A 14972-nucleotide genomic window follows, 5' to 3' on the forward strand; every position below is an offset into this window, starting at 1 on the left:
TTGCGATAGCGACATGCGCGGCACGCTTTAGGAAAAGACCGGATCGAGCGCACCGGACGCATAGCGCTTTGCCATCGCCGAAACAGGAAGGGGCGTAATCCGATCCGCCATGCCGGCGGTGCCGAACTGCTCGAAGCGCTCCTTGCAAAGCTTGGTGAGCGCGGCCATTGCTGGCTTCAGATATTTGCGGGGATCGAATTCGCTCGGATCTTCCTGCAATATCCGGCGGATCTGCCCGGTCATGGCCATCCGGCCGTCGGTGTCGATATTGACCTTGCGAACGCCATTCTTGATGCCGCGCTGAATTTCCTCGATGGGCACGCCCCATGTGGGTTCCATCCGGCCGCCATATTTGTTGATGATCTCCTGCAGCTCGATTGGAACTGACGACGAGCCGTGCATGACGAGATGCGTGTTTGGCAGCTTACGGTGGATCTCTTCGATGACATTCATCGCCAGCACCGAACCATCTGGCTTGCGCGTGAATTTGTATGCGCCGTGCGAGGTGCCCATGGCGATCGCCAGTGCATCGACCCGTGTTTCGCGCACGAATTTCGCCGCCTCATCCGGGTTCGTCAGCAGCTGATCGTGAGACAGTTTGCCTTCGGCGCCGTGCCCGTCTTCGGCCTCTCCCATGCCCGTCTCCAGAGAGCCAAGCACACCGAGCTCGCCTTCAACGGAAATGCCGCCGAGATGCGCCATCTCGGTCACCCTTTTGGTCACGCCGACATTGTAGTCCCAGTCGGCGGGCGTCTTCGCATCCGCTTTCAGCGAGCCATCCATCATCACGGAGGTAAAGCCCGCCTGGATGGCCGTCATGCAGCTCGCCGGATCGTTGCCATGGTCGAGATGCACGCAAACCGGGATATGCGGGTAGATTTCGACGGCCGCGTCCATCATGTGCTTGAGCATGATGTCATGGGCATAGGCGCGCGCGCCACGCGATGCCTGCATGATGACGGGCGCGCCGGCCGCATCCGCGGCTTCCATGATGGCGAGCGCCTGTTCCATGTTATTGATATTGAAGGCAGGAACGCCGTACCCCTCCTCCGCCGCGTGATCCAGCAACTGCCTGAGCGTGATGCGCGCCATTGAACACTTTCCCCTCACACGTGAGACACGTCGAAATCGTTGGCTTCGGTGCCAGGAAGGATCGCATAATCACAAACTTGGAACAAGTATAAATCACAATATCACAAATTTGGTGATGCTTTTCTTGTCACTTGAACGTTCAGCCGTGATGGGCGGAGAACCGGTCTTACGAGTTGGCGTCCTTGGAGGCGTCAATCCATCCAGTCGCTGTAACCTGTATCAAGCGCGCCTCGGGCAAGCGACAGAACCGGTTCGTAGTCGGCATCCGTAAGCATCGCGATATCGACGAGACCGAGAATATCGCGCGCACCGGAAAGCGATGGTGCGGTGATCGCTGCGAGAAGTGCCTCGCGCATCAATGCCACATCCGCATCCGAAACCTTACCTCCGGTAATGAAGGGCAGACCCGGCGTTGCGGGTGTCTCTGCAAGTATGCGGACGCCTTCCACACGATCTGGCGCAAAGCGCAGGAGATTGGCAAAGGTGATGCAGTCGATTGCTGCGCAATCCGCCTGCCCGCTCGACACCGCATCAATGCTGCCACCATGGCTGCCCGTCTCGATTGTGCTACCGAAGAAGCGGCCATTGCGGGCAAGCGGAGAGACCGCCGCCCGAAGCAGATTTGCCCCGGAATTGCTGTCAGGACTATTGATGGCGGCTGTCGCGCCGCGCAAGTCTGATAGCGAAGCGAAGGTGGAAGCGCGGCGCACGACGATGAAGCTGCGCATCAGGGGACCGTTGCAGCCAGGATGGGCGTAGACAGGCGTGGCAACGACGCGCACCTTGCCACGCAATCGCTTTACATAGGGATAGCCGCAGGTCTGAGAAAAGAGCAGGTCCTCACGTAGCCAGGCCTCGTCATAAGGGATCGTCGTGTCGAGGCTCTCTGGCAGATCCGAAAGCCCGGCCTGCGCAAGATAGTGCCGAAGGAACGACCAGAGTTCGGCGGTGGCCTCCGCAAGCGGTTGCGGCGTGACATACATTGCAAGACTGGCAAGATGCATGCTCTTCACTCGCCGTACTGTTCGTCGAACAGGCGCGAGGCAAGGACAGCCACGTCTTCGCCGAGCGAACGATCCTCCGTCATGACCGGCGCGAGGTCTCGAACGAAGGCATGGGTCTTCCTCGTCTCCTGTCCGCAGCGGTGTCGCGGACGCTGGTCGACGGCCTGGGCGGCCGCCAGCATTTCGCAGGCGATGAGCAAGCGCCACAACTCCAGCATCTCGCCAAGCTTGCGCACGGCAAGGGACGATTGCGTTGCATGATCCTCGACCCCTTCCGACACGGCAAGGAAGTCGAGCATGACAGGATTGGCCTTGTGCCTGATATCGGCCATCAGCGCCGCTACTGTCTTCTGCATCGGCACGAAACCTGCCGATGGACCGCCGACCGGGGAGAGATAGCGCGGCAGGCCGTTGCGACCCGAGCCCGTCAGCTGGATGAAACGTGCGGCGGATGCCGCAGCTGCCTGAGCGACCGCGAGCCCCAATGTCTCGAAGGCAAGCGAAAGCGCTGGCGTCTGGAAGTTACCTGATGACAGTACCTGTTGCTCTTCCAGGAGAACAACGGGATTGTCGGCCGCGGCATTCAGCTCGATCTCGACGGCTTCGATCGCCTTCGACAGCGCATCGGCAAGCGCCCCATGGATGGGCGCAAGACAGCGCAGGCTGAGCGGATCCTGGATAGCCGCGCTTGCGTCGAAAAGTGTCGAGCCCTCAAGCATCTGCAGCAGCCGGCTGGCTTCTTCTGCCTGGCCCACTGCTGGCCGGGCGCGTTGGATGGCCGGCGACAGGATGAGCGGATTGCCGGCAAGGCCTTCGAAGCTCAAGGCAGCCGCCCGGCGCTGGGCATCGAGCAGTCGTTTGGCGTCGTGTAATACGAGGGCGCCCCGACCGGCGGAGACGGCCGATGCATTGAGAAGCGAAATCCCGTCCTTTGGCTGCAGGCTCGCCGGTGCAAGGCCTGCAAGCTCAAGAGCTTCATTCGCCGGATAGACGATGCCGCGATATTCAGCTTTTCCTTCGCCGACCAGGGCGCGGGCCATGGCAGACAGCAGCACGAGGTCACCCGCACCGATTGAGCCGATTGAAGGCATCACCGGATGAACGCCGGCATTCAGCATGGCAAGCAGCGCCTCGAAGACAGGCAGCGAAATGCCGGATCCGCCAACGGCCAGCATAGAGAGCCTGGCGGCGATGACCGCGCGCGTCGCGTCGCGGGGCAGCGCGTCACCGACCGCCATGCCACGGCCGCGGATCAGTTGCAGTTGAAAGGCCTCGAAATCGCCAGTCACCGCTGTCTTCAGATTGGCGCCGAGCCCGGTGTTCATGCCATAGATCTGCTGGCCAGCCGCTGCGGCACCTTCCAGGATGCGTCGCGCAGAAATCAGCCGCTCACGGACCGCATTGGAAGCCTCGACGGTGGCATCGCCACGGGCGATCGCTACGATGTCGGCGATGGTGATGCCGGAGCCGGTCAGCAGGATTTCCGTCATGCGAAGCGCAGCCTTTGGCCGATACCAGCCGAGCGCGCCTTGGAAAGCAGCGCGTGGCCAAGCGCGATGTCGCTGAGTGACAGGCCGCGGTGCCAGAGCAGGATGGTCTCGTCCTCGCTCTCGCGGCCGGGCTTCAGGCCGACGACGACCTGTCCGAGTTCGGCATGCAGCGTCTCCTCGGAAAGCCGGCCGGTCTCGACATGGGCGCGCAGCGAGCCGAATTTGCCGGTCTTGCACTGACCCCAATCGTCGACGACGAGTTTGGCCATGATGTCGGTCAACGACAGTTCGACGGCACTCATCGTGCCGTAGGGCACGACGAAGGCGCCCTTCTTGATCCACTCCGTCTTCAGAAGCGGCTCGGGTTGCGATAGGCGTGATGCCTCGACTACGATATCGGCCCCCTCCACGCAATCGCGCCAGTTGTCGACCACGGTGATCTTCTTGCCGAGGTCGGCCTCCAGCTTGGCGCCAAAGGCGTCGCGGCTTTCCGGCCGGCGCGAATGCACGCGGATCTCGTCGAAATCAAAGAGATGATCGAGCAGGCGGACGTTCCAATACGCGGTGCCGCGCGCGCCGATATGGCCGAGCACCTTCGAGCCCTTGCGGGCGAGATGCCGAGCGCCGAGCGCGGTGACGGCGCCGGTGCGCATGTCGGTGATAACGGTTGCATCAAGGATCGCCTTCGGCACGCCGGTGCGCGGATCGAAGAGGTTGAGCACGCCGAATTCGGAGGGATAGCCGAGCTTGTAGTTGTCGACATAGTCGCCGACGACCTTCACACCGGCCAGGCCAAGCGGCGCCACATAACCGCGCAACACGTTGAAATGGCCGTGAAAGCTCGCATCCGGCTCGAGATGGACGCGCGGCTCGATCACCGTCTGACCCCTGCCCTGGGCGGCTAGCGAGGTTTCGATCGCCGCAAGGATTTCATCGTTGGTCAGGTCGAGCGCCTCGATGTCGAAGGCATTCAGATAGTCGATATAGATCGGGTCCATTGTCATCTCGTTTTATCGTATGGCGGGTGTGCCAAGACCAAGGTTCTGGCGAAGCGTACGGCCCTCATAATCTTGCCGGAAGAGGCCGCGGCGACGCAGTTCCGGCACGACATGGGTGACGAAATCCTCAAGCCCCGATGGAAAGAGCGGCGCCATGACGTTAAAGCCGTCGGCAGCAGCTTCGCTGAAGCGTTCTTCCATCGCATCGGCGATCTGCGCCGGCGTGCCGGCAACCTGCCAGTGGCCGCGTGCGCCGGCGAAATGCCGGGCAAGTTCGCGGATCGACAGGTTCTCGCGCCTGCCGAGATCGATGATCAGCTGCTGACGGCTCTGGATGAGGTTGGTCTGCGGCATGTCCGGCAGCGGCCCGTCGAGCGGATAGGCCGAAAGGTCCTGAATGCTGAGATAGCTTGCAAGCAGGGCCACCCCGACGGCGTCGGGGATGAGTTCCTGCAGCGCCCGGTATTTCGCCTTCGCCTCGGCTTCCGTCGCGCCGACAATCGGCGATATGCCGGGCATGATCTTGATGTCGTCGGGCTTGCGCCCGTATTTGGCAAGGCGCGACTTCACATCGGCATAGTAGGCCTGGGCTTCGGCAAGCGTCTGGGAGGCAGCAAAGACGACGTCTGCCGTGCGGGCGGCGAGCTCCTTGCCGACATCGGAGGCACCGGCCTGCACCATGATTGGCCGGCCCTGGGCTGAGCGTGGGCTTTCGAGCAAACCCTCGACTGTAAAATGCTTGCCGCGATGATGCACCGGATGGAGCCTGGTGCGATCGGCAAATTGAGCCCCGCCTTCAGGCAGATGGGCCCCCTCCTCCACGCCGTCCCAGAGGGCGAGTGCTGCATCGGCAAATTCCTCGGCCCGTTCGTAGCGCTCGGAATGCGGGCGAAGGCCGCTGCTTGCGAAATTCTCGGCCTCTAGCTCACTTGCCGAGGTGACGAGGTTCCAGCCTGCCCTGCCGCCGCTCAACTGATCGAGCGAGGCGAAGGTGCGGGCAAGGCCGTAGGGTTCGTTATAGGTTGTCGAGGCGGTTGCCACGAGGCCGATATGCGTAGTGTTGACGGCAAGGGCAGCAAGCAGGCTCAGCGGCTCGAAAGCCGTCGAACGCGCCGCCTGGCTCGCCATATCAGGGTTGCGCTCGCGGATGGCGGCGGCATCTTCCACAAAGAGCATGTCGAATTTGCCACGCTCGGCGATACGGGCAAGCTCAATGAAATGGTCGATATCGACGCCGGCCGGGGCATGGGCGTCCGGGTGACGCCAGGCCGCAATGTGATGGCCGCCCGCCATCAGGAAGGCGCCAAGTCTCATCTTGCAATCGCCGCTCATGATGCACGCTCCAATGGTGCCGCCGGATGGACCGGACGGACGAGACCAAGGCGATCGCGCAACGTCACGCCGGCCGCCGCCTTGATCAGCCCGAGGCGGCGCAATTCCGGAACCACTTGCGTGAAGAACAGATGTCCTATCGCAATCGTCGGCGGCAGGATCGTAAAACCGTCGATCTGACCAAGCCCGAGCCATTGCTGTAGAGAGCGGGCGATTTCGGCCGGCGTGCCGACCAGACGTGCGGCAGACAGTGGCTGGCTCGCCCGGTCCGCCTCGCCAAATCGGAGCGCATTGCTTGCCGCCTGCGCCGCTTCAGACGTCTCTGCGACGATCGGCACGACATTAGCCAGGATCCGAACATCCTGTCGTCGACGGCCGGCCGCTTCGAGCCCGCGGACGAAGTCGGCGGCGGTTTCGTTGGCACTTTCCGGCGTCGGGTCCTGAAGAAGAACGATTTCAGCGTGGCGCGCAGCCAATGCTTTGCTTTCTCCGCTCAGAAGCTGGGCGATAACCGGCTTGCCCTGCGGCGAGCGATTGACGTTGAGCGGCCCACGCACCGTGAAATGTTCGCCCCTGTGGTTGAGCACGTGCATTTTGTCCGGTTCAAAGAAACGTCCCTCAGCCTTGTCGTAGATGAAAGCGTCGTCTTCCCAACTGTCCCAGAGCGCGTTGACGAGACCGAGATATTCCTGGTCGCGTTCGAATTCGCCGGATGCGGGAAGAGCGACCCAACCCGTTCGGCCGCCGCTGATCTGATCCAGCGACGCAAAGCGCCGGGCGAGATTATAAGGCTCGTACTGACTGGTTGCAGCAGCCGCCAGGAAGCCGATCCGGCGCGCCTTTGTCGCAAGAGCTGCGACCAGTGTCGTCGGCTCGAAGGGCGCAGCAATGGGCGCGAGATCATCGAGCGGCCGAGCGCCGAGCCGGTCGGAAAGCAGGACGAAATCGAAACCCGCCTCTTCCGCCTTTGCAACCTGAGACTGCAGCGCATCGAAACCGAGATGTTGAGGTGCCGCGGCCTCACGCCAGGCGGCGGGGTGATGGCCGAAAGGTGTGAGGGAAAAACCGAGATACATCAGAAACTCCTGCACTCAGATCGAGAAAATCGCGTCGCGTGTCAGCTGCCCGGTAACAATGCCGCCGCCATCGACGACGGCAAGCACATCGCTATTGGCGGCGACCATCAGCGACAGCGCGTCGCGCAGATTGACGCTTGCAGTGACACTGGCAGAAGGTGAGGAGGGAGCACCGGGCCGCATCGCATCGGCAACCGAAAACAGGCTGAGCCGCTTGATCGCACGATCGATGCCTACGAAATTCGCGACGAAATCGTCGGCGGGATGGGAGAGGATCGCATCCGGCGCATCATATTGCACGATCCGGCCGGCACGCATGATGGCAATGCGGTCTCCGAGGCGGATCGCCTCGTCGAGATCGTGAGTGACCAGCACCACGGTTTTGCGCACCCGTTTGAGGATCTGCCTGAACTCGTCCTGCAGGCGCGTTCTGGCGATCGGGTCGATCGCGCCGAAGGGTTCGTCCATCAGCAGCACCGAGGGATCGGCAGCAAGGGCGCGCGCCACGCCGATACGCTGGCGCTGGCCGCCGGAAAGCTGGCGCGGATAGCGCTTCAACATTTCCTTCGGATCGAGACCGACGAGATCAAGCAATTCCTCGGTGCGCTTTGCGATCCGCGGCTGGTCCCAGCCGAGCAGGTTCGGGACGGCAGCGATGTTCTCGGCGATCGTCATGTGCGGAAAGAGGCCGACATTCTGGATGACGTAACCGATATGGCGGCGAAGCTTGACCGGATCGGCTTTTGTCACGTCCTCGCCATTGACGAAGACGCGCCCCTCAGTCGGTTCTATCAGCCGATTGATCATGCGCATCGTCGTCGTCTTGCCGCAGCCCGACGGGCCAATCAGCGCGACCGTCGAGCCCTCGGGCACATCAAGCGTCAGATTATCCACCGAAGGCGCGGCACTTTCGCCATAGCGCTTAGTGACGTTCTCCATGCGGATCATGCGGCGGTTCTTTCTGCAAACAGATGCTTCTCGGCGCGGCCGAGGATGAATTCGGTGGCAAGCGCCAGGATCGCGATTGGCACGGCGCCGACGATGAGCCGCGACATATCCATCATGCCGATGCCCGTGGCGATGAAATCGCCGAGCCCGCCGCCGCCGATGAAGGGCGCAAGCGTCGCTCCCGCCAGTACCTGGACGGCCGCCGTGCGGGCGCCGGCAAACATGGCGGGGGCTGCCAGCGGAATGCGGATCTTGCGTAGAACCTGGCTTCTGCTCATGCCCATGCCGATCGCCGCCTCCACCGCATCGGCATCGACATCGCGCAACCCGACATAGGCATTGAGCAAGATCGGCGGCAGGGCAAGCACCGTCAGTGCCACGATCGACGGCAGGATGCCGATGCCGAGAAGCGGCAGCATGATTGCCAGGATCGCAAGGCTCGGAATGGTCCTGAGGCCATTGACGATGTTGATGACACCGAAGGCGAAGCGGCCGTGATTGACGATCAGGATCGCCAATGGCAGCGCAATGACGAGTGCGATCGCCAGTGACACGCCGGACATCAGGAGATGGCGGACGAGGGCGCGGGAGAATTCGTCCTGGTGATCGACGATCCAAAAGAAGGCAGTGCTCAGCATCGCCGCGCCCTCACTGCCAGCGCACCAGGGCCTGCTCGGCCCGGGTGAGAATGAAATCGAAGATGATGGCCAGCAGTGCCGTCAGAATGCCGCCGACCAGGATCTTCTCGGCATATTCCTGATCGATGCCGATCAGGATGATCGTGCCGAGCCCTCCGCCATCGATAAAGGCAGCGACCGTCGCAATACCGATGACGGTGACGAGCGCGATGCGGGCGCCGGAGACGATCAGCGGCAGGGCGAGCGGCAGTTCGATGCGGAAGAGCCGCTGCCACGGGCCGTAGCCCATGCCGTCGGCAGCGTCGAGCACATCGGCCGGAACGCCGCGGATACCGGTAACGACGTTGCGCAGCAGGATCAGCAAGCAATAGGAGGAAAGCCCGATCAGCGCCGGCTTCATGCCGAGGCCGACGAAGGGGATCAGCAGCGCAAAGAGCGCCAGACTCGGAATGACGAAGATGATGTTCGTCACCGTCAGCGCGAAGGCATAGAGCCTCGGCCGGCGGGCGCAGACGATGCCGAGCACGAGCGCGATCGCAAGGCCGATGAGCACGGACGAAATCGACAGCACCAGATGCTGCCAGACGGCAAGCGCGATTTCCGGAATATGCTTGGGTGCCCAGTTCAAACGCGAGAAATCCTGTCTGCACGATCACGACAAAGCGGCGAAGCTGCAAGCTTCGCCGCATTTTTTCTTCAGGGAAAGCGAAACTTGCGCGTCGCTCTCGATCAGATGCCCTTGGCCTTCAGGAATTCCGCGGCGACGTCTGCCGGCTCTTCCTTATCGCGATCGACCTTGGCGTTCAGCTCGCGCATGGTCTCGTTGCTGAGGAGCGGGCTGATCTTGTTCAGAACCTCGGTGATTTTCGGGTTCTTGGCGAGTGCATCCTGGCGCACGACCGGCACGAGGTAATAGGGCGGGAAGAGATGCTTGTCGTCGTCGAGCACGACCAGCTTGTTGTCGGAGATCTGCCAGTCGGTCGCAAAGCCGTAGGAAACGTCGAGATCCTTGCTCGTCAGCGCACTATAGCGGATGCCGAGTTTGGCGAAGATCTTGAATTCCTTAAACTCGATACCGTAGGTCTGCTTCAGCCCCGGCAAGCCATCCTTGCGCTCGCCAAAGCCGCCCTCAGCGCCAAAGGTCAAGTTCTTGGAGACCGGAGCGAGGTCGCTCAGCGTCTTCAGCTTGTACTTCTCGGCGGTTTCCGGAAGCGTGATGATCGCATAGCCGTTGTTGATCTGCGTCGGCTGCAGAAGCGTCAGCTTGAGGTTCTTCTCGTAATAATCCTTGACGTCGGAATAGATCTTGTCGGCAGAGCCCGACAGGTCACCCTTGACGACGGCGGCAAGCGCCGTGCCGGTATATTCCGGATAGAGATCGATATCGCCGTTCGTCAGCGCCGTATGGGCAACAAGCGTGGCACCGAGGTTGAGGTGGCGCTCGACTTCGACGCCGGCCTTTTCAAGCGCCTGCGCGTAGATCTCGGCGACGACGAACTGTTCGGTGAAATTCTTGCTGCCGATCTTTACGGCATCGGCCTGTGCCGGTGCGCCCACGAAGGCGGCGAGGATCGCGCCGGCAAAGAGGCCGGCGAAGGATTTCGAAAGCATTGCGTTCCCTCATTTGACATTCGAGTTGTTCAGGAGAGGTGATAGCGGTTTCGCGTGATCCGAGCGCGGAATGGAATACCAATTTTCTACCAATTTAGATGAAAATTGATCTCCAAAAGAACGCCCGACCATCGCATTCCAGGATGCGCGTGGCAAAACCGGAATAGACAACAAGACAGCCCGATCATCGAAGGGTCGGAGAAAGCAGTGCCGGTCAAGATCAGCCTTCCTATGATATCAAAAACAAATCGTAGAAAAGCGGCGCGATGCCGTCTACAAGTCAATGGACTGAAATGCGAGAGAGACAGAAGGTAGGCCATGAACGTCAAGACACCCAACGCGATTGATACCTATGTCGGCATGCGTATGCGCAGGCGCAGACAGCTTCTCGGCATGAGCCAGGAGCGGCTTGCCGAACAGATCGGCGTTACCTTCCAGCAAGTGCAGAAATATGAAAAGGGCATCAACCGCATCGGCGCAAGCCGCCTGCAGAAGATCGCCGAAGTGCTACGCACCTCGCCAGCCTTCTTTTTCGAGCAGGACGATTCGGAAGCGCCGAGCCTTGCCGGCCTCAATTTGTCTGCCCCTGCCGATCCGGTCACAGAATTTCTGCGGTCGAAGGAAGGTCTCGTCCTTAACAGGGCCTTCGTGAAGATCGAGGACCGGCGCATTCGCGAGACGATCATCTCGCTCGTCAAGGCGATGGCGCAGGCCGACAGCAGCGACATTCCGCTGAATGCGCTGAGAATGGACGAGCCGGAATCTCGCACAGAGTAAACGCGGACGATACCGTCCTATGTCCTTCAGGCTCGAGTCATTCGGTACATTGCGGCTGCTGAACGCGGCGGGAGAGCCTGTATCCTTCCCTGAAAAGGGTTTGTTGACGCTTTGCTATCTGCTCGACAGACCTGACAGCGAATGTTCGCGCGGCACACTCGCCCGCTTCCTGTGGGACAGCGCTGGCAATCCCGATATCATGGCGAATCTGCGCAAGATGATCTCGCGTGTCCAGGCGCGGCAGGCAGAACTCGGCGTGGAGCTGCTGGTCTTTACTGCGACGGGTGTACGGATCAGAAGGGAGGCCTTCGTCGCTGACCGCTCTGAACTTGAGACCCTGTCCTCGGCCGATCCGCTCGATGTGCTGCGAAGGCTCGTATCCCTGTTGCAACCGGATTTCCTCGCCGAACTCGCAGATCAAAGCGTCAGCATACGAGAATGGATATCCAGCGAGCGCAACCGGCATATGGCAATCCTCGTCGACGCGCTGAAGCGAGCGCTGTCGGAAGCGCACTCGCGGGCCGATATCGGCCTCATCAAGGAGGCCGCGCTCAGGATCTTCCGCAATGCCCCCGATGACGAAAACATCCGCCATATTCTGCTGCAAGCCTATGAGGCCGAAGGGCATCTGGAAAACGCCAGGCAGCTTTTCGAGAGCCGCAGCCGCGATCTCCAGCACTCGCTGGATATCGGCCTCGATCTGCAGGCCCTGAAGGAAGTGCGCAAGATTTTCGATGCCAGCAGGGCACCAGCCGTGGCCGCCGCGCCGGCGATGGAAAGCGGTATCATTCTGAAAGCTGCGCCTTTGCCCCGCCTCGCCCTGTTGCCGCCGGTCGAACCCGGTGAGGCCGGTCTTGCGCCGATACTTTCAGAGGCGCTGATCGAGGACGTGACCATCGGCCTTTGCGCCCTGAATAGCGTCTCGGTCGTCGCACCCCATACCGCCGCACAGATCGCACGCCATGCCGACCGGTCGGGCATGATCCTGCGCCATTCGATCTCCTACGTGCTCGACACGCGGTTGACAGCGGGCAGCACATCGCCGTCGCTGTTCGTCCAGCTCGTCTATACCACCAATGACGAGGTTATTTGGGCCGAGCGCTTCAGCCTCGAAAAATACGACCTGATTACCGACCGGCGGGAAATCGCGCGGCGCATCGCCAAGGAGCTTTCTGGCCGGATCCGCCAGAATGAGACCGTGCGCGGAGCTTTCGACAACAATCCGGCCGCCTATCACAGCTATCTTCTAGGCTTGCGGGACATGAAGCGGCTTTCCCTGCCGGACATCCGGCGCGCCCGGAAGGCGTTCCGCGACGCCGTCCAACACAGCGCGCATTTCTCACCGGCGCTCGCCGGCCTTGCGCACACCTTCCTGATGGAATGGCTGCTGACGGCTCGCGGCGATGGAGAGCTGATCCGCCTTTCGGAAGACTATGCAAACCGGGCGATCGTCGCCGATCCGTCGCTGGCCTCCGGCTTCCGCCAGCTCGGAGTCGCCAAACTCTATCTGAACGAACTCGATGAAAGCGTGATGGCGCTGAAGATTGCGGAAGAACTGAGCCCGCATTATGCCGACGGCATCGCAAGCTTTGCCGATACACTGGTGCATGCCTCGCGCCCGGCCGATGGGCTCGCCAAGATCGAGCGGGCGATCGCGCTCAATCCGCTGAGCCCCGCCGATTATCTCTGGACCGAGGCCGGCGCGAATTTTGCCCTCTTCCGCTATAGGGAAGCGCTGGATGCGATCAGCAGAATGGATGATCGCACGCCGGCCGACCGGCTTGCAGCCGCCTGCTGGGCGATGCTCGGCGACGTGAAAAAGGCCCGCCTCTACATGCGCAGGGCACGCGAAACCAATCCCGATTTCGACCTCGATAGATGGCTGACGCTCGTGCCCTTCAAAGAGGCGTGGCAGAAGGAACAGTATCGCGAGGCTCTGCGAAAGGCAGGCTTCTAGCTCTGTCGGCCTCGCTCAACTGAGTTGCCGCCTCCCGATACGCCATCCAAACTGGTGTCACGCCCGTGTCACGCGCTTTCCTCGACCGCATCCGCTAGAACTCCTTCCAACACATCTGGGGAACTCAGTGAGAATGGCAACGGAAGACATCATCGAACTCGGCACCATCGAGAAGGATCAGCGACTGCGCGACATCGCCTCGCTCGCGCGGCTCGTTTCCTACGCCCGTCAGAACGCCTGGGAACTCAATGCCGAGTTCTCCGTCTATTGCCTCGATCTCGCGCTTGGCGCGCTGTTGCAGGATCTCACCGAGAGCGGCATAAACCTGCCCGTCGAGGGAGCGATCGAAGATGTACCGGCAGGCCTGGTGCACTGAAGACCGATAGCTTCAGCCGGCCTGCGACAGCGGATTGGGCGCGGCAAAATGGCAGGCTGAGAACTGGTTCGGCGAGACTTCGCGCAGCACCGGCCGATCGACCTTGCAGATGTCTTTTGCGATCGGACAGCGCGTATGGAAGCTGCAGCCCGGCGGGACGCGGGAGGGGCTTGGAACGTCGCCCTGCAGTACGATACGGTTTGCCTTGCGATCGGGATCGGGCTCGGGTGCTGCCGACAGCAGCGCCTGCGTATAGGGATGCTGCGGCATGGAATAGACGGACTTTTTCGGTCCGATCTCGACGATCCTGCCGAGATACATCACCGCCACACGGTCTGCGATATGCCGGACGACAGCAAGATCGTGGGCAATGAAGAGATAGGAAAACTTCCGCTCCGCCTGCAGATCCTGCAGCAGATTGACGATCTGTGCCTGCACGGAGACATCGAGCGCGGAAACCGGCTCGTCAGCGACGATGAATTGCGGATTGACCGATATGGCTCGGGCAATGCCGATGCGCTGGCGCTGGCCGCCGGAGAACTGGCGCGGATAGCGGTCCATGAAGCTCGGCGACAGACCCACCTGCATCAGCAGTTCCGCCACGCGGTCGCGCCGCTCGCGTGACGATTTCACCAGTCCGAAGACTTCGAGAGGCTCGGAAATGATCTGGGCGATCGAACGGCGCGGGCTGAGCGAGCCGTAGGGGTCCTGAAAGACCATCTGCATCTTGGCGCGCATCATGCGCATTTCGGCCGCGCTGAGAGCGGTGATATCGCGTCCTCCGAAGAGCACTTCACCATCAGTCGGCTGGATCAGCCGCAGCAGAAGGCGCCCGAGCGTGGACTTGCCACAGCCGGATTCACCGACGAGCGCCAATGTCTCGCCCGGCTTGACGGAAAAGGATGCGCCGTCCACGGCGCGAACGCCCCCCGAGGAACTCGTAAAGGACAGGCCGCCTGCATCGGAAAAGGTCTTGCCGAGGTTGCGGACTGTCAACAAGTCGTCGACGCTGCTCATCTCTGTCATGCTGTTGCTCCGGCGGTCACCCAGCAGGCCGCCTTATGACGTTCTGAAACGGTGAACATGGGCGGCATTTCGGCCGCGCACCTGTCGGTCCGGTCGCTGCAACGGCTATAGAAGGGACAGCCCTGCTTCACCGTGCCGGCGAGCGGTACGGAACCCGGGATCTGGTAGAGCCGCTTCTGATCATCATCGAGCCTTGGGATCGATTGCAGCAGGCCGCGCGTATAGGGATGGCTTGGGTTACTGAAGATCGAGCGGACATCCGCATCCTCGACCACGTGGCCGGCATACATGACGATGACACGATCGCAGACCTCGGCGATGACGCCGAGATCGTGCGAGATCAGCAGCACGGCCGTGTTCAGCGTCTTGCGCACCTTCGCCATCAGGTCGAGCACCTGCGCCTGGATGGTCACATCAAGTGCCGTCGTCGGCTCATCGGCGATCAAAAGCTTCGGATTGCAGGCAACTGCCATCGCGATCATCACCCGCTGGCGCATGCCGCCCGAAAACTGGTGCGGATAGGCATCGAGACGCCCTTCCGGATTGGGGATGCCGACAAGCTTCAGGAGTTCGATGATGCGGGCGCGGCGCTCTCCGCGGCTCATCTTCTCATGCAGCTTGATCGCCTCGCCGATCTGGTCGCCGAT

The 14972-nt window shown here is 61.6% G+C and carries 15 protein-coding genes; 3 read left to right on the forward strand and 12 right to left on the reverse strand.

From position 1 onward, the window contains the following. Positions 1 to 27: 27 nt before the first annotated feature. From fba to AB4Z13_RS25985, 10 genes are all read right to left on the reverse strand, one after another. Positions 28 to 1092, reverse strand: a complete 1065-nt coding sequence (gene fba / locus AB4Z13_RS25940) for a class II fructose-bisphosphate aldolase (protein ID WP_113324603.1) — start codon at positions 1090 to 1092, stop codon at positions 28 to 30. A gap of 191 nt (positions 1093 to 1283) precedes the next feature. Then, on the reverse strand, positions 1284 to 2096 hold the full coding sequence (locus AB4Z13_RS25945) for a PhnD/SsuA/transferrin family substrate-binding protein (protein WP_113324604.1): 813 nt from the start codon (positions 2094 to 2096) through the stop codon (positions 1284 to 1286). Between the two features lie 5 nt (positions 2097 to 2101). Continuing rightward, positions 2102 to 3586 (reverse strand): HAL/PAL/TAL family ammonia-lyase, encoded by a 1485-nt coding sequence (locus AB4Z13_RS25950; protein WP_113324605.1) that lies wholly within the window; start codon positions 3584 to 3586, stop codon positions 2102 to 2104. Beyond that, positions 3583 to 4584: an ornithine cyclodeaminase family protein gene (locus AB4Z13_RS25955; RefSeq protein ID WP_113324606.1), complete on the reverse strand. Its 1002-nt coding sequence runs from the start codon at positions 4582 to 4584 to the stop codon at positions 3583 to 3585. Before AB4Z13_RS25955 ends, AB4Z13_RS25950 begins: the two co-directional genes overlap by 4 nt. A 12-nt stretch (positions 4585 to 4596) precedes the next feature. Continuing rightward, on the reverse strand, positions 4597 to 5916 hold the full coding sequence (locus tag AB4Z13_RS25960; protein WP_113324607.1) for an LLM class flavin-dependent oxidoreductase: 1320 nt from the start codon (positions 5914 to 5916) through the stop codon (positions 4597 to 4599). Further along, the gene (locus tag AB4Z13_RS25965; RefSeq protein ID WP_113324608.1) at positions 5913 to 6992 is read right to left on the reverse strand and encodes an LLM class flavin-dependent oxidoreductase; all 1080 of its coding nucleotides are present in this window, start codon (positions 6990 to 6992) and stop codon (positions 5913 to 5915) included. Before AB4Z13_RS25965 ends, AB4Z13_RS25960 begins: the two co-directional genes overlap by 4 nt. Before the next feature lie 15 nt (positions 6993 to 7007). Beyond that, complete coding sequence (locus AB4Z13_RS25970) at positions 7008 to 7940, reverse strand: ABC transporter ATP-binding protein (protein ID WP_113324609.1); 933 nt, start codon at positions 7938 to 7940, stop codon at positions 7008 to 7010. Continuing rightward, positions 7937 to 8578 (reverse strand): ABC transporter permease, encoded by a 642-nt coding sequence (locus AB4Z13_RS25975; protein ID WP_442207158.1) that lies wholly within the window; start codon positions 8576 to 8578, stop codon positions 7937 to 7939. The genes AB4Z13_RS25970 and AB4Z13_RS25975 overlap by 4 nt, the downstream gene beginning before the upstream one ends. A 10-nt stretch (positions 8579 to 8588) precedes the next feature. Next, positions 8589 to 9206 (reverse strand): ABC transporter permease, encoded by a 618-nt coding sequence (locus AB4Z13_RS25980; RefSeq protein WP_113183801.1) that lies wholly within the window; start codon positions 9204 to 9206, stop codon positions 8589 to 8591. A 101-nt stretch (positions 9207 to 9307) separates the two neighbouring features. Beyond that, positions 9308 to 10189: a glycine betaine ABC transporter substrate-binding protein gene (locus AB4Z13_RS25985; protein ID WP_113320702.1), complete on the reverse strand. Its 882-nt coding sequence runs from the start codon at positions 10187 to 10189 to the stop codon at positions 9308 to 9310. 318 nt (positions 10190 to 10507) lie between these two features. On the opposite strand from AB4Z13_RS25985, the gene AB4Z13_RS25990 reads away from it, so the two are divergent. From AB4Z13_RS25990 to AB4Z13_RS26000, 3 genes are all read left to right on the forward strand, one after another. Further along, a complete protein-coding gene (locus AB4Z13_RS25990) occupies positions 10508 to 10966 on the forward strand; it encodes a helix-turn-helix domain-containing protein (RefSeq protein WP_113320701.1) in 459 nt (152 codons plus the stop codon). Between the two features lie 19 nt (positions 10967 to 10985). Beyond that, the gene (locus AB4Z13_RS25995; protein ID WP_442207159.1) at positions 10986 to 12923 is read left to right on the forward strand and encodes an SARP family transcriptional regulator; all 1938 of its coding nucleotides are present in this window, start codon (positions 10986 to 10988) and stop codon (positions 12921 to 12923) included. A gap of 133 nt (positions 12924 to 13056) precedes the next feature. Continuing rightward, positions 13057 to 13299 carry a hypothetical protein gene (locus AB4Z13_RS26000; RefSeq protein WP_113320699.1) on the forward strand — a complete coding sequence of 81 codons (243 nt, stop codon included), beginning with the start codon at positions 13057 to 13059 and terminating at the stop codon, positions 13297 to 13299. Positions 13300 to 13311: 12 nt separating this feature from the next. On the opposite strand, the gene AB4Z13_RS26005 is transcribed toward AB4Z13_RS26000, so the two are convergent. Continuing rightward, a complete protein-coding gene (locus AB4Z13_RS26005; protein ID WP_442207160.1) occupies positions 13312 to 14325 on the reverse strand; it encodes an ABC transporter ATP-binding protein in 1014 nt (337 codons plus the stop codon). Further along, a partial coding sequence (locus tag AB4Z13_RS26010; RefSeq protein ID WP_442207161.1) for an ABC transporter ATP-binding protein occupies positions 14322 to 14972 on the reverse strand: 651 nt, incomplete at its 5' end. The genes AB4Z13_RS26005 and AB4Z13_RS26010, both read right to left, overlap by 4 nt.

It is taken from the genome of Rhizobium sp. YAF28, from assembly GCF_052113285.1.
GTDB lineage: Bacteria > Pseudomonadota > Alphaproteobacteria > Rhizobiales > Rhizobiaceae > Rhizobium.